Annotated in this window: 27 protein-coding genes and 1 riboswitch; of the genes, 8 read left to right on the top strand and 19 right to left on the bottom strand. The window is 36.8% G+C overall.

All coding sequences use genetic code 11. The features are described 5' to 3' along the window. Nucleotides 1-40: 40 nt before the first annotated feature. Entirely contained in the window at nt 41-274 is a 234-nt protein-coding gene (locus AA0X71_RS10250) for a YueH family protein (RefSeq protein WP_413361759.1), read from the top strand. A gap of 53 nt (nt 275-327) precedes the next feature. On the opposite strand, the gene AA0X71_RS10245 is transcribed toward AA0X71_RS10250, so the two are convergent. The 6 genes from AA0X71_RS10245 to AA0X71_RS10220 all read right to left on the bottom strand — a co-directional run bounded on the left by AA0X71_RS10245 (nt 328) and on the right by AA0X71_RS10220 (nt 6,791). Further along, nucleotides 328-528 carry a cold-shock protein gene (locus tag AA0X71_RS10245; protein WP_413361757.1) on the bottom strand — a complete coding sequence of 67 codons (201 nt, stop codon included), beginning with the start codon at nt 526-528 and terminating at the stop codon, nt 328-330. Between the two features lie 158 nt (nt 529-686). Further along, nucleotides 687-1,523 (bottom strand): bifunctional 5,10-methylenetetrahydrofolate dehydrogenase/5,10-methenyltetrahydrofolate cyclohydrolase, encoded by an 837-nt coding sequence (locus AA0X71_RS10240; RefSeq protein ID WP_413361756.1) that lies wholly within the window; start codon nt 1,521-1,523, stop codon nt 687-689. 32 nt (nt 1,524-1,555) lie between these two features. Next, nucleotides 1,556-1,639, bottom strand: a riboswitch (ZMP/ZTP riboswitch). An 861-nt stretch (nt 1,640-2,500) separates the two neighbouring features. Next, on the bottom strand, nt 2,501-4,165 hold the full coding sequence (locus AA0X71_RS10235) for a glycerol-3-phosphate dehydrogenase/oxidase (RefSeq protein ID WP_413361755.1): 1,665 nt from the start codon (nt 4,163-4,165) through the stop codon (nt 2,501-2,503). A gap of 234 nt (nt 4,166-4,399) precedes the next feature. Then, on the bottom strand, nt 4,400-4,939 hold the full coding sequence (locus AA0X71_RS10230) for a glycerol-3-phosphate responsive antiterminator (RefSeq protein ID WP_413361754.1): 540 nt from the start codon (nt 4,937-4,939) through the stop codon (nt 4,400-4,402). After that, on the bottom strand, nt 4,936-5,865 hold the full coding sequence (locus tag AA0X71_RS10225) for a ketopantoate reductase family protein (RefSeq protein ID WP_413361753.1): 930 nt from the start codon (nt 5,863-5,865) through the stop codon (nt 4,936-4,938). Before AA0X71_RS10225 ends, AA0X71_RS10230 begins: the two co-directional genes overlap by 4 nt. Before the next feature lie 95 nt (nt 5,866-5,960). Next, nucleotides 5,961-6,791 (bottom strand): Ku protein, encoded by an 831-nt coding sequence (locus AA0X71_RS10220; protein WP_413361752.1) that lies wholly within the window; start codon nt 6,789-6,791, stop codon nt 5,961-5,963. Between the two features lie 138 nt (nt 6,792-6,929). On the opposite strand from AA0X71_RS10220, the gene AA0X71_RS10215 reads away from it, so the two are divergent. Next, nucleotides 6,930-8,756: a DNA ligase D gene (locus tag AA0X71_RS10215; RefSeq protein ID WP_413361751.1), complete on the top strand. Its 1,827-nt coding sequence runs from the start codon at nt 6,930-6,932 to the stop codon at nt 8,754-8,756. Nucleotides 8,757-8,786: 30 nt separating this feature from the next. On the opposite strand, the gene dapF is transcribed toward AA0X71_RS10215, so the two are convergent. The 5 genes from dapF to AA0X71_RS10190 form a co-directional block, all read right to left on the bottom strand. Next, entirely contained in the window at nt 8,787-9,770 is a 984-nt protein-coding gene (gene dapF, locus AA0X71_RS10210) for a diaminopimelate epimerase (RefSeq protein WP_413361750.1), read from the bottom strand. Between the two features lie 113 nt (nt 9,771-9,883). Beyond that, the gene (locus tag AA0X71_RS10205) at nt 9,884-11,131 is read right to left on the bottom strand and encodes an EAL and HDOD domain-containing protein (RefSeq protein WP_413361749.1); all 1,248 of its coding nucleotides are present in this window, start codon (nt 11,129-11,131) and stop codon (nt 9,884-9,886) included. A gap of 114 nt (nt 11,132-11,245) precedes the next feature. Further along, entirely contained in the window at nt 11,246-11,821 is a 576-nt protein-coding gene (locus tag AA0X71_RS10200; protein ID WP_413361748.1) for a TlpA disulfide reductase family protein, read from the bottom strand. Between the two features lie 82 nt (nt 11,822-11,903). Continuing rightward, nucleotides 11,904-12,689 (bottom strand): hypothetical protein, encoded by a 786-nt coding sequence (locus AA0X71_RS10195; protein WP_413361747.1) that lies wholly within the window; start codon nt 12,687-12,689, stop codon nt 11,904-11,906. Nucleotides 12,690-13,085: 396 nt separating this feature from the next. Continuing rightward, the gene (locus AA0X71_RS10190; RefSeq protein ID WP_413361746.1) at nt 13,086-13,409 is read right to left on the bottom strand and encodes a DUF4870 domain-containing protein; all 324 of its coding nucleotides are present in this window, start codon (nt 13,407-13,409) and stop codon (nt 13,086-13,088) included. A gap of 201 nt (nt 13,410-13,610) precedes the next feature. On the opposite strand from AA0X71_RS10190, the gene AA0X71_RS10185 reads away from it, so the two are divergent. The 3 genes from AA0X71_RS10185 to AA0X71_RS10175 all read left to right on the top strand — a co-directional run bounded on the left by AA0X71_RS10185 (nt 13,611) and on the right by AA0X71_RS10175 (nt 15,818). Further along, nucleotides 13,611-14,390 carry an undecaprenyl-diphosphate phosphatase gene (locus AA0X71_RS10185; RefSeq protein WP_413362549.1) on the top strand — a complete coding sequence of 260 codons (780 nt, stop codon included), beginning with the start codon at nt 13,611-13,613 and terminating at the stop codon, nt 14,388-14,390. 12 nt (nt 14,391-14,402) lie between these two features. Next, nucleotides 14,403-15,002, top strand: coding sequence for a DedA family protein (locus AA0X71_RS10180; protein WP_413361745.1), 600 nt, complete (start codon nt 14,403-14,405; stop codon nt 15,000-15,002). A gap of 255 nt (nt 15,003-15,257) precedes the next feature. Next, nucleotides 15,258-15,818 carry a GNAT family N-acetyltransferase gene (locus AA0X71_RS10175; protein ID WP_413361744.1) on the top strand — a complete coding sequence of 187 codons (561 nt, stop codon included), beginning with the start codon at nt 15,258-15,260 and terminating at the stop codon, nt 15,816-15,818. 77 nt (nt 15,819-15,895) lie between these two features. On the opposite strand, the gene AA0X71_RS10170 is transcribed toward AA0X71_RS10175, so the two are convergent. Then, nucleotides 15,896-16,051: a DUF2639 domain-containing protein gene (locus AA0X71_RS10170; RefSeq protein WP_173391077.1), complete on the bottom strand. Its 156-nt coding sequence runs from the start codon at nt 16,049-16,051 to the stop codon at nt 15,896-15,898. Between the two features lie 154 nt (nt 16,052-16,205). Here AA0X71_RS10170 and AA0X71_RS10165 point away from each other — a divergent pair, with 154 nt between their 5' ends. Next, a complete protein-coding gene (locus AA0X71_RS10165) occupies nt 16,206-17,567 on the top strand; it encodes an MATE family efflux transporter (RefSeq protein WP_413361743.1) in 1,362 nt (453 codons plus the stop codon). Between the two features lie 37 nt (nt 17,568-17,604). Here AA0X71_RS10165 and AA0X71_RS10160 read toward each other — a convergent pair whose 3' ends face one another. Next, entirely contained in the window at nt 17,605-18,396 is a 792-nt protein-coding gene (locus tag AA0X71_RS10160; RefSeq protein WP_413361742.1) for an SDR family oxidoreductase, read from the bottom strand. 236 nt (nt 18,397-18,632) lie between these two features. On the opposite strand from AA0X71_RS10160, the gene AA0X71_RS10155 reads away from it, so the two are divergent. Beyond that, complete coding sequence (locus AA0X71_RS10155; protein ID WP_413361741.1) at nt 18,633-19,106, top strand: Hsp20/alpha crystallin family protein; 474 nt, start codon at nt 18,633-18,635, stop codon at nt 19,104-19,106. 83 nt (nt 19,107-19,189) lie between these two features. Here AA0X71_RS10155 and AA0X71_RS10150 read toward each other — a convergent pair whose 3' ends face one another. Then, nucleotides 19,190-19,651 (bottom strand): FixH family protein, encoded by a 462-nt coding sequence (locus tag AA0X71_RS10150; RefSeq protein WP_413361740.1) that lies wholly within the window; start codon nt 19,649-19,651, stop codon nt 19,190-19,192. Nucleotides 19,652-19,771: 120 nt separating this feature from the next. Continuing rightward, nucleotides 19,772-20,038: a hypothetical protein gene (locus tag AA0X71_RS10145; protein ID WP_413361739.1), complete on the bottom strand. Its 267-nt coding sequence runs from the start codon at nt 20,036-20,038 to the stop codon at nt 19,772-19,774. 119 nt (nt 20,039-20,157) lie between these two features. Between AA0X71_RS10145 and AA0X71_RS10140 the strand changes: the two genes are divergently transcribed. Then, on the top strand, nt 20,158-20,406 hold the full coding sequence (locus tag AA0X71_RS10140) for a DNA alkylation repair protein (protein WP_413361738.1): 249 nt from the start codon (nt 20,158-20,160) through the stop codon (nt 20,404-20,406). 10 nt (nt 20,407-20,416) lie between these two features. On the opposite strand, the gene AA0X71_RS10135 is transcribed toward AA0X71_RS10140, so the two are convergent. From AA0X71_RS10135 to AA0X71_RS10120, 4 genes are all read right to left on the bottom strand, one after another. After that, complete coding sequence (locus tag AA0X71_RS10135) at nt 20,417-21,259, bottom strand: hypothetical protein (protein WP_413361737.1); 843 nt, start codon at nt 21,257-21,259, stop codon at nt 20,417-20,419. Nucleotides 21,260-21,327: 68 nt separating this feature from the next. Next, complete coding sequence (locus AA0X71_RS10130; RefSeq protein ID WP_413361736.1) at nt 21,328-21,723, bottom strand: hypothetical protein; 396 nt, start codon at nt 21,721-21,723, stop codon at nt 21,328-21,330. 129 nt (nt 21,724-21,852) lie between these two features. Next, nucleotides 21,853-23,337: a S41 family peptidase gene (locus AA0X71_RS10125; RefSeq protein ID WP_413361735.1), complete on the bottom strand. Its 1,485-nt coding sequence runs from the start codon at nt 23,335-23,337 to the stop codon at nt 21,853-21,855. Nucleotides 23,338-23,487: 150 nt separating this feature from the next. Then, on the bottom strand, nt 23,488-24,330 hold the full coding sequence (locus tag AA0X71_RS10120; protein WP_413361734.1) for a D-alanyl-D-alanine carboxypeptidase family protein: 843 nt from the start codon (nt 24,328-24,330) through the stop codon (nt 23,488-23,490). Between the last annotated feature and the right edge of the window lie 106 nt (nt 24,331-24,436).

Below are 24,436 nucleotides of genomic sequence, written 5' to 3'. Positions count from 1 at the left end.
TACAAACCAACATAATAAAAACAATAGAGGTGACAACTTTATGAAAATCAGAAAGAATTTTTCCAGTGGTCAGGAACAAAAAGTTTTTATATATGAAAACAAGAAAGAAGAATATATTCTCGTTGCCATTCCTGATATCAATTGGAGTACATCTTTTACATATGAAGAGAATTTAATCGAAGACAAAATGTACAAAACGCTGTTAAAAATAGTAGACGAAGAGAGCGCTAGCGGAATCAGCAAAAAAATCTACCAATGGACGAGAGAAATGTAATGAAGACAAATTTAAAAGGAGTCCACTTAGTGGAACTCCTTCATATTTGACTGTTAAGCCTTATTGACGTTAACAGCTTGTGGTCCGCGTTGACCTTCTTCAATGTCGAAAGTAACTTCTTGACCCTCGTCTAGGGTTTTAAACCCTTCATTTTGGATAGCAGAGTAGTGTACGAATACATCTTCTCCACCCTCAACTTCGATAAATCCAAAGCCTTTTTCTGAGTTAAACCATTTTACTTTACCAGTTGCCATTCTAATCCTCCTAAAAATCAAAAGCATTTGATGATAACTAACGTATCACATCTATAGTTTGCCTAAAAATTTGATTTTAAATCATTTTTTTGATATTTTTTTCAGGATTATTTTTTTGTTCAAATTATTTTTCCCAAACCTATTTGTTTTCGTTGTACTTAAACCCTTTCAGCTGCATCGACTGTATGCTTCAATAGCATGGAGATGGTTACAGGTCCTACTCCACCAGGCACTGGCGTAATGGCTGATGATTTCTCATAGCATGAAGCATATTCCACATCACCAACATTACCTGGGTTATAGCCTGCATCCAAAACAATGGCACCGACTTTAAGCCAGTCACCCTTAATGAATTCTGGTTTCCCAACTGCGGCGACGACAATATCCGCTTGCTTGATAATCTCCTGTAAATTTGTTGTACGAGAATGACATGTCGTTACGGTAGCATTCCGATTTAGAAGTAAAGCGGAGACCGGCTTACCTAGAATCGGGCTTCTGCCAACAACAACTGCATGTTTTCCCTCAGCAGAAATATGATAATAATCCATCATTCGAATAATCGCAGCAGGGGTACATGATGGAAAAAGACCAAATCCTAATGCTGTTTGACCATAGCCCCAGCTCGTAACACCATCAACATCCTTTTCAAGTGCTATCGCTTCAAAAGCTGCTCTTTCATCTATATGAGATGGTACAGGATGCTGCAGGAGGATCCCGTGTACCTTTGGATCGTTATTTAACCCTTGAATTGTATGAAGTAATTCCTCCGTAGTCGTTTCTTTCGGCAGCTGGATTCGTTGTGAAAGGATACCTAATCGTTCACAAGCATTCCCTTTCATTTTTACATATGTAGCAGATGATGGATCATCGCCAACTAAGATTGTTGCTAAGCTCGGGGTAATCCCCTTTTCTTTTAATGCTGCTATTCTCGGCTTAAGCCCTTCCTTTACATCGCCTGCAACCTTTTGTCCGTCTAAAATTAACTTTTCTTCCATGTATATACCTCCTCTGAGATAAAAAGTATGTAATTTATTGCCCAGACGACCGGCTATACATAGACGTAGCTCCCTTGTGGTTTATTCCACCCAAGTCGTCAGTCACTACGATATTTAAGAAAAAACAGGATTCACGTAAAAACAGTGCTAAATCCTCCTTTATTATATCAGAAAACACATATAATACAATGGAGATTTCGTTATAATGTTCGTTAATAATATTCGCACTTCTGCTATATTCCTTAAAACGGCTTAATTCAATCTTTTAGTTTTTAACAATATTATTTACGATAGACTTTGGGAAAATTAGAAAAGGCAACAACGATTTGTTGTTGCCTTGAATGATATATTTAAGGTCGAATCTGACGATAAAAATTAACCTTTTTATTATAGTTTCTAAAATCATCATATTTTCTGAACTAAGCTACTTATTTAGTCTCACACTAGCAGCAATAGTTTAAACAAAAGCTTTGACCTAAAACAACGAAAGCCCTGCCTCTCTTCCATCAATACGGTTCCTTGACCGCGCCTTTTTAGAATTAGGATTTCAAAAGTTCAAGTGCAAAGATAATATTATTCAATTTCTTAACTCCTTATTCGTTCATTCGTAGTAGAATGCTGGATATTTCGTAATGAAGCAAATTTATAATAGGAAATTCATAATGCTGTATGATTTCATAACACTTCAAGATATTAAACTAAAATGAGCGTGTCTTGACTCAACTAGTGTTTATGAAATCAACTCTGTAGTGTAGCTTAAAAGAAGGAATTTGAGAGGGAAACCTTGCAGCCATAAGGTTCGGTGTTCTTCTTTAAAAACACTCGGAAAAAGTCTATTACCTATATATCCGTATTATTACCTTTTCACTGTACCTAAAATATATCGAAATACCATCATATAACGAAATACATTTTTTGTCAACTCCTAATATAAAAACAAGACAATTCCAGCTAGAATTGTCTTGTTTTTATGCTCATTACTTCTGAAGATCAACAGGGACTGATGCATCGATCAGTGCTGCTTCTAGTTCGTTTTGATATGATTCTTTAGTCTCTCCTGTCCAAGCAAAATAATTAGACATGTAGTCGATGACATTTTGTTTATATGTTCGTACTAATGATATGTCGAACAAAATCGCACCTGTTCTTCTATTAAAGAAATCGACCGGAGTAAAGACCATTTCATGCTCTAGAGCATATTGAAGTTTAGCAAACAAAGTAATCGGTAATTGATATTCCTTTGCTTTTTCAGCATCGTGTGACACTATTTCAAAAAGATACTTAACATTAGAGCCGTACTTAGCTGCTAAATGAGCTGCTTCATCTTTAGAGAGACCGACTTTTTGTCCTTCTTTCGTTTGTTCCGTGACGAATTGTTCGAAGCGAGCTGATCCACCAACATCTCCACCAGAGATAGGTAGATTTTTCGTTTGACAGTTAGGAAAAGCTTGACCGTATTCATCCTGTAATTTTTTCGCTAATACATCAGTGATCATTTCGGCCATTTTACGATAACCTGTTAACTTTCCACCAGCAATTGTAATAAGACCTGATTTTGATTCCCAAATCTCATCTTTACGAGAGATTTCAGAAGGGTCTTTTCCTTCTTCCCAAATTAATGGACGGACTCCTGCCCAGCTTGATTCAATGTCATCTTCCGTCACGTTCACTCCAGGGAACATATAATGAATCGATTTCAAAATGTATTCACGATCTTCTGAGATCATCTTCGGGATAGCTGCGTCCTTGTCATAAAATGTATCTGTCGTTCCCACATATGTTTTCCCTTCTCTAGGAATCGCAAAGACCATTCTACCATCCGGTGTATCAAAGTATACAGCCTGCTTAAGCGGAAACTTAGATTGATCAATCACAACGTGAACACCTTTTGTGAGACGTAACACTTTTCCAGTTTTTGATTGGTCTTTTTCACGAATCTTATCGACCCAAGGACCAGCAGCATTGACAATTTTCTTCGCACGAACTTCATACTCTTCACCATTGGTTCGGTCCTTCACAACCACTCCAGCCACTATACCATCTTCATAAACCAAATTTTCAACTTTAGAATAGTTTAGAGCGACTGCTCCTTTTTGGACAGCAGCCTTCATAACTTCTATTGTTAATCTTGCATCATCTGTGCGGTATTCCACATAAACACCACCGCCTTTTAGATTATCCTTCTTTACAAGTGGTTCTTTCTGCAGTGTTTCATTAGCATCAAGCATCACTCGACGTTCGCTTCTTTTTACTCCTGCTAAGAAATCATATACTCTTAATCCGATTGAAGTTGAAAATTTGCCAAAAGTGCCACCTTTATGAAAAGGTAATAACATCCATTCAGGCGTTGTCACATGCGGGCCGTTTTCATAGACAACCGCTCTTTCTTTTCCTACTTCTGCAACCATCTTCACTTCGAATTGCTTTAAATAGCGTAATCCCCCATGTACAAGTTTAGTGGAACGACTAGAAGTTCCAGCGGCAAAATCCTGCATTTCAACAAGACCTACTTTCATTCCGCGTGTAGAAGCATCAAGCGCAATTCCAGCTCCAGTAATACCTCCACCAATTACAAGTACATCAAAATGAGTATTTTTCAATTGCTCTATAACATTTACTCTGTTTTTGTTTGAAAAGTTCATGGTACCTATCCCCTTTATCATCAAATAGTAGTTGCGTTTTCAATTCCACGTTTGCACAATCAATACAGTATTAATTCTACAAACGTGGAATTGAATTTAAGTATGAAAAAAGAGACCACAAATACCATTATCTTAATACGATAATGTATTGTGGTCTCTCCGTTTCTCCTACCGAACTATTAACTTAAGTAAATCGTAACATAAATAAATCCGATTTGCACTCTTTTTACTCAATCAATTTTTCCATAAGTCTATTTTCGACGTCGTAATAGCAGATGCTCCTGCCTCTAAAGCATTAACCACTTCTTGCTGTGTACGAATAAGTCCACCAGCAAAAATCGGTGTTTTTAATCGTTCTTTCACTTCTTTAATCATCCATGGCATGGCACCTGGAAGAACTTCTATATAGTCAGGCTTCGTCTTTTCAATCAGACGATAACTTTTTTCAAGGGCATGTGAGTCAAGTAAAAATATTCTTTGTACAGCGATAACGCCTTTTTGCTTTGCTTTTAATATAACATTTGATTTCGTTGAGATAATCCCATATGGCTTATACTCTTGACAAATATATTCTGTCGCATAATCATCATTTTTGATTCCATGAATCATGTCAATATGGTAAATCATTCGTTTTCCATTTTGCTTTGCCATTTGGTTAATGTTTTTCAACTGTGCAATATGAACTTCGAGTATGATCCCAATTTCATATGGACTATTCAAAAACAATTCAAACTCTTTCATGTTAGTTGAAGCTGGTAAAATCTTTTGATTCACGATTCTATCCCCAATACTGCTTTTTCATATACTTTTAAGTTTGCATAAATAAGTTCTAAATAAGGTGTCTTAATATTTTCAGCTTGCGCTTTTTTAAGTAAATATAAGAAGAAATGGTCAGCCTCTGTTTGCATCCCCTTTTCCATATCCCGCTGCATAGAAGACTTCATTTCATAGCCCATTTCTTTTATTTTCGCTAACTGTGGTTGAATATTTTCTTTAGTAATCGGTGCACCTGTTTTCTCCATCACCGTCACTACTTCGGTTACGATTCCTTCGATTGCGGTAAATCCACTTTTCGTTTCCCGAATAGGCCCAATAGGTGAACGCATTAACGTTGTTGCTCCTGAAAGACAGGAAATAAATAAATATTTTTGCCACATCTCTTTCATAATTTCTCCACTATATATAAAATTCGCTTTCGTATCAGCAAAGGACTTCGTTAATTGCACAATGCGCTCTGTTTCTATTCCACTTCGTTCACCAAAGACAAGATTGTGAATGGGACTTGTTTGTACAACAGCTCCGTTTCCATCTAAGGTCGATTCAATGAAACAGAGACCACCAATGACTTGCTCTTCCCCAAATTCATTGATTAAAAGCTCGAGGTGAGAGATACCGTTTAGTAAAGGCAAGACCATTGTACCCTTTTCCACAAAGGGCCGAATATCCTTTATCACTTCATTTAAGTGATAAGCCTTTGTAGAGAGAATGATCACATCAAATGGAACAGACTTCTCACCACTTACAATCAACTTTGGTTGTAAGTGCATGTCCCCATGTACACTGTGAATCTTTAACCCCTTTTCCTCAAGTTGTTTTTTACGTTTTTCGCGAACGAGGAATGTGACATCTTCCCCTTTTTCTAATAACCTACCGCCAAAATAACCGCCCACAGCCCCTGCTCCGACAACTAAAATCTTCAAATTTAGCTCCCCCTTATGTAACTGCTTCCTTCCTATTAGTTTAACATATTTATTAAAAAAAGTCGGTATCGTCTAGCCCATACCGACTTAACAGCTTATGCTTCTTTTTTCTTTTTTGTTGTGGTTCTCTTTTTCTTCGTAGCTGCTACCTTCGGTTTCGTTCGATCAATAGAAGCTTGAAGAGCTGCCATCAAATCGGTCACATTCGATGTTTTCTCTTTTTCATTTGGTGTAACGATTTCCTTCCCGGTTCTCTTCGATTCAATCAACTCTAATAAAGCTTTACGATAATCATCTGTATATTTTTCCGGTTCAAAATCATTGGTTAATTGATCAATGAGAAGGATGGCTGTACTCAATTCTTTATCTGTCACTTTTTCTTCCATTGGTACATTGGGGACATCACCTGCAGACCTTACTTCATCTGGGAAATGGAGAGTTTCCATTACTAATGTATTTTCGTACACCCGAATAACCGCTAACTGTTCTTTAGAACGGATGATAATTTTTGCGAGACCAACCTTTTCTGACTCTTCTAACGCTTTTCTTAGAAGAGAATAGGCTTTTCCTCCTCCCTCACTCGGGGACATGAAATAACTTCGATTGTAAAAAATGGGATCAATTTGCTCCATTTTTATAAAATCAATAATTTCAACAGCCTTGTCCTCTTTTTCCTTTTTCAAGCTCTCAAGCTCTTCATCATCCAAGACGACAAATTTTCCTTTCGTGTACTCATACGCCTTCACGATATCTTCATTTTTAATTTCAACTTCACAAACCGGACATATTTTTTCATATTTAATCGGTGAATGACACTCCTTGTGTAAATTGCGAAGCTTAATATCTTTATCTTCAGTTGCAGCATGAAGCTTGATCGGAATATTGACTAAACCGAAGCTTATACTCCCTTTCCATATTGTATGCATTGACATTGCTCCATTCTTTTTTACAAATATTTTATGTCACTGCTCATTCTTCATCCTGTTAAAGATATGGAAAGACACTTTTGAAAATGAAAAAAAGAGACAAACTACTAGTAGTATTATCTGAAGGGAAGAATCCAATTGAAACCCATGTTGCCAACTTTAACATTTGAAATTCCAGAGGGAAAAGAATGGAAATACGAAGTGAAATATGATGGTTTTCGTGCATTGCTTAAATGGAATGAAAAAGTGGAACTCGAAAGCAGAAATGAAAAACCGCTCTTAGCACTCTTCCCTGAGATAAGTGATTTCCTTAACAGAGAGAGGGAAAAGATTGAACCGTTTCTTCCTTTGCTCTTTGATGGAGAGCTCGTCTTTTTAGACAATGATTATAAGTCTAACTTTAGCCATGTTCAAACGAGGGGTAGAATGCGATCGCAAACGAAAATTACCGAAAGAGCAAATCATTCACCTTGCCATTTACTTTTATTTGATGTGTTAGTTCTAAAAGGAAAAAAAATTAATTCTGAACCTTATGGTAAAAGAAAGGAGTTATTGAAATCTTTTTTTCAAGAAACAGGATGGCCAACGCGGCCCGATCATAAGAGTAACAAGCTCATTCAAATGGTTCCATTTTATGATGATTACAAAACCATTTGGGATAAAGTCACCCTCTTTAATGGAGAAGGAGTTGTCGCCAAAAAAAGGAATCATCTTTGGGAGGAAGGCAAGCGGACGACGACATGGTTGAAATTTAAAAACTGGAAGTATGTTTCCTGTTTCATTACTTCCTTTAAAAAATCTAATGGATACTTCTATGTAGGCGTCTATGCTCAAGGCAAGATTGTCCCGATCGGGCAATTTTTATTTGGCATTAACCCTGATGAAAAGCAAGTACTTTATAAGACATTGAAAGAAAATAAAATCGATGAGGACGAGCAATTTATCTATGTAAATCCAGCGATTTGTGTGCAAATCAAGTATTTAGAGATCTATGAGGAACAATTACGTGAACCGCATTTTGATGAGTTTCAATTTGAATTGCATCCGACTGACTGTACATATGAACGTTTTCTCCTGCAACAAAATAATCTCCCGACAGAAATTGAGATTTCTCATCCAGAAAAACCTTTATGGAAAGAACCTGTTATTCAAAAACATGATTTTATTCATTATTTAAGAGAGATCTCGCCTTATTTCTTACCTTTTTTAGAAAATCGTTTACTTACGGTGATTCGCTTTCCTCACGGCATCTTCGGTGAATCCTTTTACCAAAAAAACACCCCAGACTATGCACCTGAATTTGTCGAGACGAAACTCGCGGATGATATTAACTATACGGTTTGCAATAGTTTGCAGACTCTTCTTTGGTTGGGGAACCAATTAGCTTTCGAATTCCATATACCATTTCAAACGCTCGGAAGTACAGGCCCGAGCGAGATTGTATTCGATCTAGATCCGCCATCAAAAGAACATTTTCATTTAGCAATTAAAGCAGCCTTAATGATAAAGGAGGTAATCGACCATTTAGATTTAATAAGCTTTATTAAAACTTCTGGAAATAAAGGATTACAAATTTATCTTCCTCTCCCAGACAATCGCTATAGTTACGATGATACAAGGTTATTTATGTCTTTCATTGCTGATTATCTAGTTTCCAAAGATCCTGATTCTTTTACAACCGAACGAATGAAAAAAAAACGTGGGAACCGGCTTTATATTGATTATGTACAGCATGCAGAAGGAAAGACGATTATTGCCCCCTATTCACTAAGGGGAACTACATTAGCTACCGTTGCAACCCCTTTATTTTGGGATGAAGTATCTGAAAACATTAGAATTGAACAATTTCAAATGCCACAAATCATTCCAAGAGTAAAATCAAAAGGAGATCCGTTTCGAAATTTCTTCCAAGCGAAAGAAGAACAGAACTTTGACGCCGTACTACAATTTTTGCAAAAAAAATAGAAAAGGAGCCGAATTAAGATCGGCTCCTTTTTATAGTACATCCTTTAAATAAGAAGATACTTCTTCTTGAAGTTTTGTGTATTGTGCGATTTCTTTTGAGAATTCGCTTTTAGTTGTACAAGTAAATGTAGATGGAGAGTGTAAATCAGCTTCTACCTTTGTTTCATACACATAGGTTGCATTACCGATTAAATCGATCGTGTAGGAATCTTGTTTTTGATGGGCGATACAACGTACCTTTCCCCCATTATTAAAAACCTCGACTGGTTCTTCTAGATTGTTCAACTCATTCAGGCAACTTACCAAAGTGGAAGCTGACATTGCTGTTCCGCAGGCATTCGTAAAGCCAACTCCTCGTTCAAACGTACGCACATAGATTTGACCAGGCTGTATAGCTTTTACAAAGCTCACATTAACACCATCTGGGAATAATTCATTTGGTCCATTGACATATTCACTTAATTCCTTTTGAACAGTAGAGTGAATCTTCTCACTATCGACAATCGCAATTAAATGAGGATTAGGAACAGCAAGCGCTGTAAAGGTAATTTCTTCAGAAAGGGTTGGGATTTTCTCATTTAAAAGGGTATCTTGTTGAATATGTAATGGTAAATCCTTAACTTGAAAGGAAACAGGAGATATTTCAACTAAATAAGTTGGGATCTCTGGGAAAATATCGGTTTCCTTACGAACGGCTAGGTCCGCTTTCATCGTTTCGATTAGAGCAGAATCTTTGTCAAGTAGTTCGCAAACATATCTTGCTACACAACGAAGGCCATTGCCACACATGGAAGCTTCCGAACCATCTGCATTAAACACACGCATTCTCCCATCTGCTCTGTCACTCTTCATCACAAACAGAATCCCATCTGCGCCAAGCTCTGTTTCACGATTACAGAGAGCAATCGCTAATTCACATCGTTCTTGTTCTGAAAAAACATACTTATTTGTCATTTCATCTATTAATAAAAAATCATTTCCTGAGCCATGACATTTGATGATTTCTAATTCCACTTTTCTTAAACCCCCACAATATCAAACTGATCATAAACCATAATAATTAATTATCTATACTAACTTATTTTATATTAATACGATATGAATCTCCATAGTTAAGTAACTTTCCTTTAGATAATCACCTTATCTTCTTTTTCCATTATATGATTGGACCATGTTAATGATTCTGCATAGATTTTGAATAGCTCCTTCTCCTCAATTCTCAAATCCCTGCATTTCTCACTTATTCTCACCCAATGTGCCTTTTCCACGGCCATTACCAAATCAAGAACATCCTTTAAAGGGTTTTGAACTCCAGACAATGCATCACAAAGATCATCATGTAATGGTAAATCCTGAACCATTTTTTCCATCGGAACGCCTGCAAGCTTGTCCATAAGTGAAAATAATCCTAACGTAAAATAAGTGGATGGAGCCTTTCGATTTCTCTTCAAACGTTCAATCGATTCGCACATTTTTGCTCTTGTTAACGATAAATGGACCACTTCTTTCGCATACTCACTTTTGCTCATATCTCTTTCCCGAACAGAAAGGACATATAACCATTTCTTGATTTCCATGATCCCAAGCAGTATAACCGCTTGTTTGACTGAGTAAATTTTATGTTTTGTAAGCCTGTACTGAGAATTTACTAATTTTAAGAGTTTATAGGACAACGAAAGATCCTTTTCAATGAAGTCAGAAATCACGTCAATGCTCGTTTCATTCATAATAATTTCATGCAAATGATCGTAATAAGCAAAAAAATAGATAGGAATATCATATGTCGAAACAATCGATGGCTCGGCAAAGAAATAGCCCTGAAATAACTCATAGCCATATTTTTTTGCCTCTTTAAAAGCCTCCTCCGTTTCAATCTTTTCCGCAAGAAGCTTAATCCCTCGTTCATTCGCTCGTTCTTCAATTCGCCTGCGTGTATTCTTCGATGTAACGAGAAAATCTACCTTAATAATATCAACATATTGAATTAGCTCCTCAGAATAGAGATTCCCATTCTTTAATACAACATCATCCAAAGCGATTTGATAGCCTAAATTCTTAAGATCATGGCAAATTGACAGAATCTCTTTCGTTGCATAAATCGATTCTGAAAATTCAACAACAATTTCTTGTGGTGTAAAATAGGTAGGCAACCCAAGGAGAAGAAGTTTTTTTGTAAAAATTATAAAACAAGGCTTTCCGCTACAAAGCTCCTCAATGCCAATATTTAAAAAACTATTAATAATGACATCTGCTGTAGCTTGATCACCATCTATATTGGGAAAAGAGTTCTCTAATCCACTACGGTAAAAAAGCTCAAATGCTATATTTTCTCTTTCTCTATTTAAGATAGGCTGCTTGGCAACAAATACTTCCATTCTTCTTCCCTCCGACAAAATAATCATTGTTGACTATAGTCATTTTAAAGAAGTATTTTTAATAATGCTGTCGAAGTTTGTATGACAAGCATATTTTTCTTTTTTATTGATGATTTAAGGTAGTAATATCATTTCTTTAAACATCACTTCTTTGCTTAAACCACCGACTATTTTTGCTCTCACAACCCCATCAGAATCAATAAAATAGGAAGTTGGGTAGGAAAGAATTTCATATTGATTAGCCACTTTCCCGCTTTCATCCATCAGGATCGGAAAGGTTAGTTCGTACTCCTCTACAAACTTGTTGACATCATCTCTATTTTTTTCTGTAATTGTTACATTTACGGCTAATACAACAAAATCATCTTCCTTATGTTCCACATATAATTCCTGCATGTCTGGCATTTCTTCTTTACATGGTGGGCACCAAGTCGCCCAAAAATTCAGGAGAATTTTCTTCCCTAGAAAATCCTCTAATGTCACTTCTTTTCCATCAAGTGTCGTTAAGGAAAAGGATGGGGCTCTCTCCTCTATTTTAAGTCCGACCGGTAAGGATTCAAGGTCTTCCATTCTTTCATATTGTGCACTCTGAATTGAGTCATTTTCTCCACTATTTTTTTTTAAGATTGTCCTATCGATGATTACGAGAAGGATAATGATCGATACGAAAATCAGTAAAAATTTCTTCATTCGTTAAACTCCTTCTTTACTAAACGCCTTTTGTCGTTTTCTATTTTACTGAATTTAAAAGAAGGAAGCCATCTTTTTAGCTTCAATGATTGCGATATCGATATATTTTTACGAGAAGCGCAAGGAGCACATAGCGTTCCTCTTCCGTTAGCTCATCGTCAAAGGAAAATACAGGTATGTTCACGTCTTTAAATAATTCTTCCCATTCAATCGGCATCCAGCCTTTTCGTACACGTCCAATCGTTTTCTTTTTCATGTTTTTGAATTGAACATCGGTAAATAAGCGTTCTGAATGGATCATAATCGGAAAGGAAGAATGAGGAAGGATGACATCAAAAACCTCCCCTTCCCGCTCTTGAATTGTCATTTGCAGTTTTCCGTTTCGATCATATACGTTTCCCTGATTTCTTTTCCATTTGAATTTCATCATTAATTGATTTTCAGCATTATAAAATCCATACTCTGCTGGAATGAACTTATCAAGAAAATAAGGAAGAAACCATCTTAGCTTCGTATAGCGAACATCTCTTAATTCTCCTAGTACTACTCCTTTAGGGCTGAACAGAAGCAAGCGCAATGATGGGGCAGGCATAAAAGTGAGGAGAAACTCATTTTCACGATGAAAGGATAGATGATTTTCTCCTATATGTAGGTTCCCCTCTATTTGCGATGAACGCTCCTGATTCAGAAGATATGATTGAAAAGAGGAAATGCTATACAGAAAAAAAGGTAGCGCTGTCCACACCACTTCTTTTCCTGGTATTAAAATCGTTAACGGGATGATCAGGATAATGACTGGTATAAGTGCAGCTATACTTCCATTTAAGGAAGTGGTTGCCGCTGAACGATAAAATTGTTGGATATTCATCAGAAAAATCTCCTCTTTTAGTCAATGATCTATTCAAATCTGGATAATTCAGTCAACTGATGGATGCCGCTTCACTTTCCTCTTGAACCACTCTATCACTCTATCAAAAAAACTCTTTAACTTGCCTTCCCACGGTGCTGGACCAAGCACTATGCGATTAACAAGAAATTCTATCAATTCTTCCAAAAACACTAGCACTATAAATACGACGATCATTATTGTAAGCCACGTCCACATTGAAAGGCTCCTTCCTCAATCTAGTATTAAGGTCTTCTAATATAACTATATTCAGATTCCTCTTAATCATTCTAATTTTGTTGTTGGTTTCTCTATTTTCACGGCTACCAATCTTAAATTTTGATAGAAAAAAGCCTAGGTATGTCCCTAGACTTTTTTCTATCGAATTAATCGGAACACTAACGGAATTTTGTAAGTGGTACCTTCATATGCTTTAATTGCTGCCACAATCGTAAAGATGAAATATAGTGCTCCCACAATCCAAATCGTAATAAATCCAATTAGGACAATCATCAAAATGGTGCTTAAAAGGGTATATACTCCATAGGAAATAAAAAAGTTGAAATATTCTTTTCCATAATAATCAATATAGGCAGAGTCGTCTTTTTTTATTAGCCATATTATTAATGGACCAATAAAAACTGTGAAAAAACTAACCACGAATATAAGTGCAGCAAATAATCGTTCGTCTTGACTTGGCATCATCATTCCCCCTTCTTTAACTGAACCCAAGGTCGTCAAAAGAACCTTATAAATACTATACGATTGAAAATAAAAAAAGTTCTACTTTCCCCTCTTCATATTGTGACCAAAGTGATGACTATTCATGTTTATGTTCTCGATTTGGACATGATGAATACATTTTATAAGAGGACAATTTTAAAAAGGATGATGAACATTGTGATGTCAAAACTAGAAGCATTCATACTTGGTATTATCCAAGGTCTAACTGAATTCATCCCCATTTCTAGCACTGGGCATCTTTATTTAGGTCGGCATTTGTTCGGACTTGATGAAGCTGGGTTATTCCTCGATACGATGCTTCATGTCGGCACTTTGCTTGCCGTTCTCGTTGTCTACAAAGACGAGCTGCTTCACATCGTTAAAAACCCCTTAGGAAAACGCTCCTCATTGCTGATAATAGGAACAATTCCTGCTGTTATTGTGGGTCTTCTCTTAAATGATTTATTTGATTCTATTTCCAAAACAGGGGTCACGATTGGTTGGGAATTTTTATTTACTGGTTTTATTCTGTGGATGGCAGACGGTGTCAAAAAAGGCGCAAAAAAAATGGACAACATTACCTATGGGGATGCATTATTTATCGGAACATTTCAGGCTGCGGCTATTTTTCCAGCAGTCTCACGTTCCGGTCTAACGATTGCTGCAGGACTATTTCGAAAGCTTGACAGAGAAACTGCTGCCTATTTCTCATTCTTACTCTCTATTCCGACGATTTCAGGTGGAATTGTATTAGAGATGGGAGAATTAGTGTCAGGAAACATGGAAGCTGTGACTCTCGGTAGCCTTATCGTTGCAACAATCGCTTCTGCACTTTGCGGCTATTTTGCGATCGTTTGGATGATCAATTATTTGAAGAAACGATCATTAAAGGTTTTTGCCGTATATGTATGGATTTTAGGCTTAGCTGTTTTAACGTTTCAACTAACTGGCGTTTTTTAGGGGTGGGTCTTTATGCATGAGATGATATCGAACATTTTCGATATGCTGTCAGAGCTTGGGTATTTCGGGATCTTATTTGGCCTTATGATTGAAATTATTCCAAGTGAAATTGTCTTGAGTTATGGAGGCTATTTAATTAGTAGTGGCCAAATTCATTTTTTCGGGGCTCTCCTATGCGGGGTCATAGGAGGCACGGCGGCGCAGTTATTTTTATATTGGCTAGGAGTTTACGGTGGTAGGCCCTTTTTAGAGAAGTATGGAAAATATCTCTTCATTCACCCAAAGCATCTTGATGCCTCAGAGCATTGGTTCAAAAAATATGGTACTGGTGTGATCTTTTCTGCGCGGTTCATCCCTGTCATTCGCCATGCCATTTCCATTCCGGCTGGAATTGCAAGAATGCCAATTTCCCATTTTACAATGCTTACGATTGGAGCGATGATTCCATGGACGATATTATTTCTTTTGCTAGGGATAGAACTAGGTGATCATTGGAAGATGATTGAAGAATATTCACGCCCGTTTTTACTCCCGATCATTGGGATTTCAATCGTTGGAATCATCCTTTACTTTGTGTTTACATTTATAAAAGAAAAAGGAAAAAAATCTTAAAATTTTTTCATAAAAAACCTATTTCCTTTTTCGATAATTTCTTGTATTATACAGAAAGAATACTGAACGTATTAAAACAAAAAGCAATAGGGAAGGCAAATGGTGCGCCACCAGTGATATTTTGTATGTGCTGGTTCTAGTGGGTTCGATTCCCACCCCGAAATTTTTTAGCAACATTATAAAAAATTTCGAGGGTGGGTCTTAGTCTCTTTACGCATGGAATAAGACTGTCCTCATTAATGGAGGGAATTACTCATGCTTAAAAAACGCGAACTTCAAGACAGTCACGCATTATATGAGTGGATGATCCACCCTGATGTCTTCCCTTTTGTGCGCCATAAGGCTAACTCAATGGACGAATTTCTATTCCTCACAAAGCAAACAATTGAAGCGGAGGAACGTGGAGAACTCATTTCGCGTACGATTCTCGATGAGTGGGGAAATCCAATTGGGACGATTAATTTATTTGATATTAAAGACCAAGCAGGATTTCTTGGAACATGGATTGGGAAACCTTTCCATGGAAAAGGCTATAACAAGTTAGCAAAGGATACCTTTTTTGAAGAGATCTTTTACAGTTTAAATATCGAAACAGTCTATATGCGGATTCGTAAGGAAAATGTTCGTTCTCAGAAAGCAGCTGAAAAGCTCCCTTATGTGATCCATGCCAATGAAACGCGAAAAGATATTTTTCAACAACTGAATGGTTCAGAGCACATCTACAACTTATATGAAATTCCAAAGGATCTATATACATTACATGTGTTACGACATGGACATGAGCAACAAGAAGCGAATCATTTGTTAGAAGCATAAGGAAAGTAACGTCTACCCATTATTTATTATCGAATATTTCTACAGTCGGAAGCACACCTCAAAAAGGTGTGCTTCCTTTAGTCTTTCTTTTCCGTCAATTGGAGATAAATATTTCGTAATACATATGCTTTGTATAACTCCAGCTTTTTTCGCTCAACCGGATGATAATGAACGCCTAGTTCTTTTAATTTTTGGACATACCAGCCCTTTGATCCTTGATAAGCCACCTTCATTCTCCTCTCAGTAACGCATGTTCCTACACTATATGTGAAAAAAACCACTTATATGTTAAATGAAGCAAATTTGATCGTTGTCGGCATGCGTATATTTCCGCTAGTTATGATATAATCCATTCTTGTAGCAGAAATTTCTAGAAGAGGTAACGACATGGATCAAACCTATAGTAAAAAAGAAAAAAGCAAACAACTTCTCCATATCTTAATTCCGATTTTAATTACTCAATTCGGCATGTTTTCCATGAATTTCTTTGACACCATGATGTCGGGAAGATTCAGTCCAAATGACTTAGCAGGCGTTGCCATCGGTTCTTCTATTTGGGTGGCTGTGTTTTCTGGACTAAGTGGAATTTTATTAGCGGTGACACCAATTGTGTCGCATCTCATTGGTGGAAAAAAGGAAAATGAGGTTTCTTATAATGTTATCCAAGCTATTTATTTAAGTCTCTTAATCGGACTAGCTGTCATTATTAGCGGTGTCATTCTCTTAGACCCATTGCTTAATGTAATGAGCCTAGAGTCAGAAGTACGACGGATTGCCACAGATTATTTAACGGCACTAAGTTTTGGAATCCTTCCCTTATTCGTCTATAATGTTCTTCGTTCTTTTATTGATGCACTGGGAAAAACGCGCGTCTCCATGTTAATCACTTTGTCAGCATTACCGATTAATGTTTTCTTTAATTACGTCCTTATTTTTGGAAAATTAGGCTTACCAAAGCTCGGCGGTGTTGGAGCTGGTTATGCATCAACGATCACCTATTGGATAATTATGGGGATCGCATTATTTGTGACAGCAAAACAACAGCCATTCTCCTCTTTTCGACTATTTAAATCTTTCCATCGTTTATCTTTTGAAAAATGGAAAGAAATATTAATAATTGGTGTACCAATAGGCTTTTCGATCTTTTTTGAAACCAGTATTTTTTCAGCCGTTACTCTGTTAATGAGTGTCTTCGATACGATTACGATTGCATCCTATCAAGCTGCTGTTAACTTCGCTTCATTTTTGTACATGGTTCCATTAAGTATATCGATGGCCTTAACCATTTTAGTTGGCTTTGAAGTAGGAGCAGGAAGATTAAAAGACGCTAAAGTATATAGCTGGCTCGGCGTATCAATGGGTGTCATGATGGCGATTTTATGTGGACTCATCTTACTTATTTTCCGTTTTGAAATTGCTAGTCTCTACACAACCGATGCAAGAGTATTAGAATTAACCGCCCATTTCTTATTATTCGCCCTCTTCTTCCAATTGTCAGATGCAATTCAAGCACCGATACAAGGAGCATTAAGAGGCTACAAAGATGTCAATATGACGCTAATGATGTCATTCATTTCTTATTGGGTGATCGGCTTACCTGTCGGCTATAGTTTAGCGACATTTACAAGCTTAGGTCCGATAGGCTATTGGATTGGATTAATTAGTGGATTAGCGATTGGGGCTCTGACCTTAAGTATGAGGCTTATTTATATTCAAAAAAGAAAATTTAAACATCCATTACAAGCATGATAGAAAAAAACAGCGGAGATGAAGTCTCGCTGTTTTTTTACATATTAGAAGGTTTGTTATGCAAATTTTTCACTTTCCCGAGGACATCTTTTGAGCCTGTAATCGGAATAATACTCCCTGTAATAAAGCTTGATTTCTCCGACACCAAAAACGAGATCACTCTAGAAATATCTTCACCTGTTCCCGGACGTCCGACTGGAGTATCCTTATCAAAAACATTTAGAGCGTCTGCTATGTCTCTTTCTTTCCATTCACCTACAATATCACCTGGACAAACCATGTTGGCTGTAATTCCGTTTTCTGCTTCTTCTAAGGCAATGGTTTTCGTCAAGGAAGCAAGCCCTGTTTTAGCGGCAGCAAATGCCGAACGATACATCCATCCAGGAGCAGATTCAACACGGTCAAAGCCAACCGTTACGATACGACCCCATTGTTGCTCCCTCATCTTTGGTATTAATAACTTCGATAAATAGAATACCGCATTTAAATTTCCATTGATGATGTAATTCCATTCCTCAAATGGGTAATCAACCATCTCTTTTCGTTTATGTACATAAGGCCCGGCATTATGAATGAGAATATCAATCGTCGGAGAAAAGTTTAAGGCAGCTTCAACCAGCTTTTGACAATCCTCCACTTTTGTTAGATCACCTTGGACAACGATGTTCTTTATTCCGTAAGAATTTAACTCATTTGCAAGCTCTTTTGCCTGATCTGCACTGCTTCGGAAATTAATTACTAGGTTCATGCCACTCCCGGCAAGCTCTAACGCCGTTTTTTTTCCAATTCCCGTCGTTCCACCGGTTATAAGTGCGGTTCTTTGTTTCAAATGACTAACCTCACAATATGAATATACTTAATCATTAGTCCCTTCATGAACGGACTCCTACCTCTATACTAAAAAGAAAATGAAAGATATGCAAACAATCCGTCTGTTTTTCCAACTTCAACGTTCATTTTGAATCCGTCAATAAATAACCCAAACCCGCTTTTTTGCATAAGATGGTATTATATTCTACTGGCAAAAATAGATCTTTTGCGCTTTGTTTAGAAAGGAAGAACTCAATGTTTCCATGGAATTTTACTCCGTTTAATAAAGATACAATTAAAAAACTTCAACAAATGAAACCAGAGGAAATCGAGAAGTATGTAAATGAGATGCTTGGAAAAATGATGCCGACAGATATGCAAGGAATGAATTTTTCCAAGGGAAGCAATCCGTTTAATATTTCAGCTAATCCGACAGAAGAGAGAAATATTGAACTTCAAGTGAAGGTATTTGAAACACATGATGATGTATACGTCATCATCCCTGTCAAAGATAGAAACGATGTCAATAATATGAGAATATATCATACTTCTAATCAGCTTATTATTGAGCATTTTCCAGAAGCTGAAGACAAACAAACAATCACACTTCCAGCGATTGTTAAGAAAAAGGGGTCGAGAGCCTCCTTTAAGGAAGGGACTCTCGAAATTAAACTCCCTAAATCCATCCACATGCAATACACAGAGATTGATGTTAGGGAGTATGAGTAATGATGTGGGAATGAACATTTTATCGGTCAAAAGGTCATTTACTAATTGACAGACTCAGAATCATTCCCCTTCATGTCATCCTCTCAATGCTCTCCAGAATGGTCTTCCTCTGAATCTTCATGATTCATATGTGATGATGATGGTGTTTCTTCAGGTTCACTTGCCTCCCCAATGACAAACTCCCTTTTTGGCATATTATGCATATCTCTTGCCGTAACATGTGAAATGACATAATAAGTGCCCTCTTGCTCAAATGTTTTCTCTAATCGGTAATTGCCCTCTCCTGCATGTTCAATTTCAATCTTTTCATGTTCTTCATCATGTGCTCTCCAAATTTCAAATGACACTTCATCAGCATCTGTAACTACTTCATCACCATAAGTTACTTTTGCCTCTATTGTCACCATTTCACCAACATCTGCTTGTTCAGGGGTAACAGATAAATCTACTTCTACATATGGAAGTTCACTCTCCTTTTTTGAACATGCGGTTAGCATAATGACAAATATAAACATAGCCAGTAATCTAATTTGATTTTTACCCATTATGTACTTCTCTCCTATTCTTGAAATTTTGATATTTCCATTCTCATTATAACGCTCCTGAACAAGTAATCTGTGAACAATAGACGAAAATTTCTAAAACCACAGATGTTTTGCAAATCTCTACACAAGCTCTTCCATTATTTTAATATGTAAGGTAATCAGTTGCGATTGAATGTCTTCTGGTAATGAGGAGTGGTTGATTCTTCTAATGGCGAGATAAAACTTTTCATGGATTCCTTTGCGAATGCGAGGATGTGAATTTTCATCCTTTAGTTCCCTCTGAATGGTATCCAATAACGTTTTCTTACTATTCTCCTCAACAGTTAGCACTCGATTATTCCATAGTATACGATAATGTATTAATAACTCATCAAAGTGATTTTCCATGAACAAACACCCTTTCTAAAATGGACAAACAAGTCACTTACATTGGTTATATCGTATGTTTCCTTCGTTTAAGGGAAAAATAAAAAGAAATCCATCTAAAATCTGAAAGGAGTACGAAAATGAATACCCCTTATTGTTGTCCAAATTGTAAAACGAACCGTAGTCGATTCAATATCATAAAACAAGATGCACAGTCTGTAAAAATGGACCCACGTACAGGAGATCTCCTAGAAGAATACGCAAGCGAGCAATTAAGTCCTTTTCACATGGCCTACAATGGACCAGAGAAACGAGTCCAATGTGCTGCATGCGGTTTAATAGAAGATGAAAAAACGTTTATTAAATTTGGTGAAAAAAATAACGTTTGAGAAACAATTCTCAAGCGTTATTTTCTCGAGGTTTATCTTCAAAAAAGTCTTCTTTAAATTGTAGTGCGTCAATTTTCCAACCTTCAGCTGGAGTCAATTTAAAAAGGTGAATTTCCCCATTAACCTTTCTAATTCCCACATCTTTCATATACCATTCGATTTGTATCGGTACGGATAGATTTAAGTATGAAGTTAAATCTTCATCTGGGAGCTGTGGCATCTTCGAGATAGCGATTGTTTCTATTAATGACAAAGATTTCTTCCACTCAGCGTTTTGGATCGTCACCATATCAATAATCTCTTCATCATCTTCTTTAATACCTGCAATAAAGGCACTGATTACTTCATAAGGGTTTGACCGTTGCAAATGCTCATACAATTTCCCTACAGACTTCAGAATCATAAGTTTATGGGATAAATCCATAAAGTTTTTCCGATGTGTTGTACTCCCGTAAAAATGAATGCAAAAATGGCCTGGAAAATTATTCTCTAATGCACCTGCCCCATGAGGCATCCCGTGCATAGACGCAGCAATTTGTCGACCGTCATGGATGACGATAATCGCTCTTCGTTTCCAGCTCCATTTTCCTTGATAAATTTCCTTCATGATCTTAGTATCTTCTGATGTCAAAGGCTGTACATCAGCATGCTTACTTCCTGCTCGTCTTTGCACCCTGAATTCCAGCCCACTTGATACATCTTTTACCGTGAACTTTGTGTACTTAGGAATGAATTGATTTACTTCTTCCCAAGGGATTAGCTCTATTTCTTCCTCTACTTTTTTTTCAGCCCTTACATGATGGTGTGCCCCTATGATTAAAATGGATATGAACAGTGCTCTTAAAGTTTTCATTTATACTCACTCATTTTCAAAATTTACATATAGTGAGTTTTCCCCTATTAAATAAAGAGCATGCATGACTATTTCGACTCTTCTTTTTTCTCCTGTAGCATTTCTTCAATGATTAAAGCTATTTTCTGCTGTATTCCTTCAATATCATATTTGGTGAAATACCCTATTTTCTGAAAAAACTCCTTTTTGCAACGCCAAACAGGTATGTGGGCATTAGGAAAATACTCTTCATCTTTTTCAATTCCAATATCAATAAACGACTCATAACAATCTTGATATACATCAGTTGGGTTGGCCAAACTCCCTTTTAAAGTCCTCATAAATTCGATTAATAATCGTGCATTATAAGCTTGAAAAGCTTGTTGGTACTTCTCTTCAAAGGATGCACACATCTTCTCACATGCTAGTTCAAAATTCACGATTTCATCTCTAAGCTGTTCATTGAAATTCACAATCTGTCGCAAATCCTCACCTCAAATACAGCTCCTTCTAATGCTGTTTATATTCTCTAAGAAGTCATTTTAGCCTATTTCCTACCTGCATACAAATATTTTACAATATCGAAAGAACCCTCCTATAACGGAGGGCTCAATTTAAAGCTGTTCTTTTAATAATTCAACAGCCTTTTGTATTTGGGTATCGTTTTTGGTAATCAGTTCTCTTAGCTTTTCCATCAGCTTCAATGATGTTTCGCCTGTAAGCACACCTGTTTCCTCTAACTTTTCAGCTTTTTGGAATTCGATTACGGCATTTTCCGTCTTTTCATCGAAAAATCCGTCTTCACGACCAGGGTCATATCCTAGAGCCTTTAGCATCGATTGGGCTGATTTCACTTGAGCTGATGAACTGGAAAGCTTTAATTCATCATTTGGATTTAAAATCGTTAATGTTGAATATTCAGGTAACGCTACTTCATAATCTGGTGAAATCCCTTTCTCATGAATCCAGTTACCATTTGGTGTTAACCATTTCTCAGTCGTAAATTTAATGTTTGAACCATCGGAAAAATCTTGTGCTCTTTGCACTGTACCCTTACCAAAAGATTTCTCACCAACTAACGGAATGTCCGCTGATTCACTTACAGCTGCAGCAAGGATTTCAGAAGCACTTGCACTACCTTTATCGATCACGACAACAAGTGGGATTTCAGGATTATTCTTACTATTCGATTTCATTTGTTCAACATTGCCATCTCTGTCTTCAATTTGGAATAATATTTCTCCTTCTGGAACAAAAAGGCTAGAGATCGTAATAGCTTGATCTAGAAGTCCACCTGGATTTTGTCGTAAATCTAATACCAAGCCCTTCATACCTTGTTTTTGCAGTTCATTTAATGTTTCAATCAATTCTTTTGACGTATTATCAGAGAATGATGTAATTTGCACTTTCGCAATTTCGTCATCAATCATTTCTCCATAAACGGTTTCAATCGGGATTGTATCACGGACGATCGTCATCATTAAAGGTTCTTCTATACCAGACCGTTCAATTTCAAGTTCAACCTTAGTCCCTTTTTCTCCCCTAATCAAAAGGACTGCCTCCGTTGAACTCATCCCTTGAAGGCTTTCTCCATCTACCGAAAGAACTTTATCCTCTGGTCGCATACCTGCCTTTTCAGCAGGAGAACCCTTAAGTGGAGATACAATGACAATATAGCCATCTCGTTCTTGTATTTCTGCACCGATTCCTTCGAAGGAAGATGATATACTCTGATGGAAGCTAGCAGCCTCTTCCTCATTCATATAATCAGAATAGGGATCCTCTAGAGATTCAATCATCCCGTTAATGGCTCCATTTACTAATGTATTTTCATCCACTTCTTTATAATAGCTTTTTTTAATCGTATCATAAGCAGTGTAAAACTTTTCGAACTCTTTTCTTTCCCCGCTTATAACCGGAACTGCCTTTTCGTCTCCAAATGCAAGTGCAAATGTTGTGATACCTGCTGATAAGAACACAACGAAGAACAAAAGCATGACGAAGTGAAATTTTTTCATCTGAATAAATCCAGATTGGTTTTCATTCGACTCTTTATTCAATTCTTCATTTTCCAATATTGTCACCACTTTCAATTCCATAGAATGCTCGCGCTAGAAGCACATTTGCTAAGCTCAAAAACCCTTTGATAATTAGCATGTCATTTAAATCAATAATTTTACAAAGTCATTAAACCCATTTTGATACGAAATTAATTGTATATTTAAAATATGAACAAAATATGACACAGTTTAAATTTTCTCCACGATGTTAAAATACTCTTCCAAAGTTAGATCTTTTTCATACATGAGCGTCGCAGCTTCAATTCCGATGTAACGGAAATGCCAGGGCTCATATTGATAACCTGTAATTTCCTCTTTTCCCTTTGGATATCGTAAAATGAATCCAAACTTATGGGCGTTGTCTGCTAACCATTTACCTTCTTTTGTCTCCTCAAATTTCTCAATCAACTCAAGATTTATACTTCTACTTGAGATATCCATCGCTAGTCCTGATTGATGTTCACTAAATCCAGGAACCGCCACAACAGTAGCGGCAGCTTGTTCTCCTACTTGGCTGGCCTTTGCTGCAAAGACGTCAACTTGACGGTCATAGGAGCGATAACCAGAGACAGCAAATATTTCTATGTTTGCTTTTTTCGCAGCTTTAAACAATAATTCAAGATGGTCTGCTGCCTCTTTACGCATATAACTCTTTTCAATATCCAGATCACCGAAAGAGAATGGAACCTTTGGTCGAACAAGATCCTCTGGTGCGTATTGTTCAGGAAGAGCAAATTCTTTATTGACTAAAGCCAATATATTGAGCGGGTTTTGGATCGTTAACTTCCCATCAACTTCTTCAATTTCATTAAAAAACTGTGCCTCTAAAGTAAGAATATCTGGAGCAATCTCTTCTTCCTCCGCAGTTGGCTCATCATTCTCTACTATTTCCTCATTCTCTTCGAATCCATGTTGTCCCCCATCACTTTGATTCATAAAAGGGATCTTATTTACAAGAGCATCAAATTGATTGCAACCGCTCATGATAAGAACGATACTTACTACGTATACTGTTATGAACATTTTTCTCATGATAACCACCAATACTTCATTGACTTATTTGTCCGCTCAAACTAAGACAAATCAATTTTACAATAATTTCGCCTAAAAAACAGGAAAGAATGTGAAAAAGGCAGCT

The organism is Robertmurraya phoenicis (assembly GCF_047302285.1).
Lineage (GTDB): Bacteria > Bacillota > Bacilli > Bacillales > Cytobacillaceae > Robertmurraya.
This window is presented reverse-complemented; position numbering and strand designations above follow the sequence as displayed.

Coding starts and splice junctions, on each gene's coding strand:
- AA0X71_RS10250 (WP_413361759.1), top strand. CDS start 41: ATGAAAATCAGAAAGAATTTTTCCAGTGGTCAGGAACAAAAAGTTTTT.
- AA0X71_RS10245 (WP_413361757.1), bottom strand. CDS start 528: ATGGCAACTGGTAAAGTAAAATGGTTTAACTCAGAAAAAGGCTTTGGA.
- AA0X71_RS10240 (WP_413361756.1), bottom strand. CDS start 1,523: ATGGAAGAAAAGTTAATTTTAGACGGACAAAAGGTTGCAGGCGATGTA.
- AA0X71_RS10235 (WP_413361755.1), bottom strand. CDS start 4,165: ATGAACTTTTCAAACAAAAACAGAGTAAATGTTATAGAGCAATTGAAA.
- AA0X71_RS10220 (WP_413361752.1), bottom strand. CDS start 6,791: ATGCATACAATATGGAAAGGGAGTATAAGCTTCGGTTTAGTCAATATT.
- AA0X71_RS10205 (WP_413361749.1), bottom strand. CDS start 11,131: ATGGAAGTATTTGTTGCCAAGCAGCCTATCTTAAATAGAGAAAGAGAA.
- AA0X71_RS10200 (WP_413361748.1), bottom strand. CDS start 11,821: ATGAAGAAATTTTTACTGATTTTCGTATCGATCATTATCCTTCTCGTA.
- AA0X71_RS10195 (WP_413361747.1), bottom strand. CDS start 12,689: ATGAATATCCAACAATTTTATCGTTCAGCGGCAACCACTTCCTTAAAT.
- AA0X71_RS10190 (WP_413361746.1), bottom strand. CDS start 13,409: ATGCCAAGTCAAGACGAACGATTATTTGCTGCACTTATATTCGTGGTT.
- AA0X71_RS10185 (WP_413362549.1), top strand. CDS start 13,611: ATGTCAAAACTAGAAGCATTCATACTTGGTATTATCCAAGGTCTAACT.
- AA0X71_RS10180 (WP_413361745.1), top strand. CDS start 14,403: ATGCATGAGATGATATCGAACATTTTCGATATGCTGTCAGAGCTTGGG.
- AA0X71_RS10175 (WP_413361744.1), top strand. CDS start 15,258: ATGCTTAAAAAACGCGAACTTCAAGACAGTCACGCATTATATGAGTGG.
- AA0X71_RS10170 (WP_173391077.1), bottom strand. CDS start 16,051: ATGAAGGTGGCTTATCAAGGATCAAAGGGCTGGTATGTCCAAAAATTA.
- AA0X71_RS10165 (WP_413361743.1), top strand. CDS start 16,206: ATGGATCAAACCTATAGTAAAAAAGAAAAAAGCAAACAACTTCTCCAT.
- AA0X71_RS10155 (WP_413361741.1), top strand. CDS start 18,633: ATGTTTCCATGGAATTTTACTCCGTTTAATAAAGATACAATTAAAAAA.
- AA0X71_RS10150 (WP_413361740.1), bottom strand. CDS start 19,651: ATGGGTAAAAATCAAATTAGATTACTGGCTATGTTTATATTTGTCATT.
- AA0X71_RS10145 (WP_413361739.1), bottom strand. CDS start 20,038: ATGGAAAATCACTTTGATGAGTTATTAATACATTATCGTATACTATGG.
- AA0X71_RS10140 (WP_413361738.1), top strand. CDS start 20,158: ATGAATACCCCTTATTGTTGTCCAAATTGTAAAACGAACCGTAGTCGA.
- AA0X71_RS10135 (WP_413361737.1), bottom strand. CDS start 21,259: ATGAAAACTTTAAGAGCACTGTTCATATCCATTTTAATCATAGGGGCA.
- AA0X71_RS10125 (WP_413361735.1), bottom strand. CDS start 23,337: ATGGAATTGAAAGTGGTGACAATATTGGAAAATGAAGAATTGAATAAA.
- AA0X71_RS10120 (WP_413361734.1), bottom strand. CDS start 24,330: ATGAGAAAAATGTTCATAACAGTATACGTAGTAAGTATCGTTCTTATC.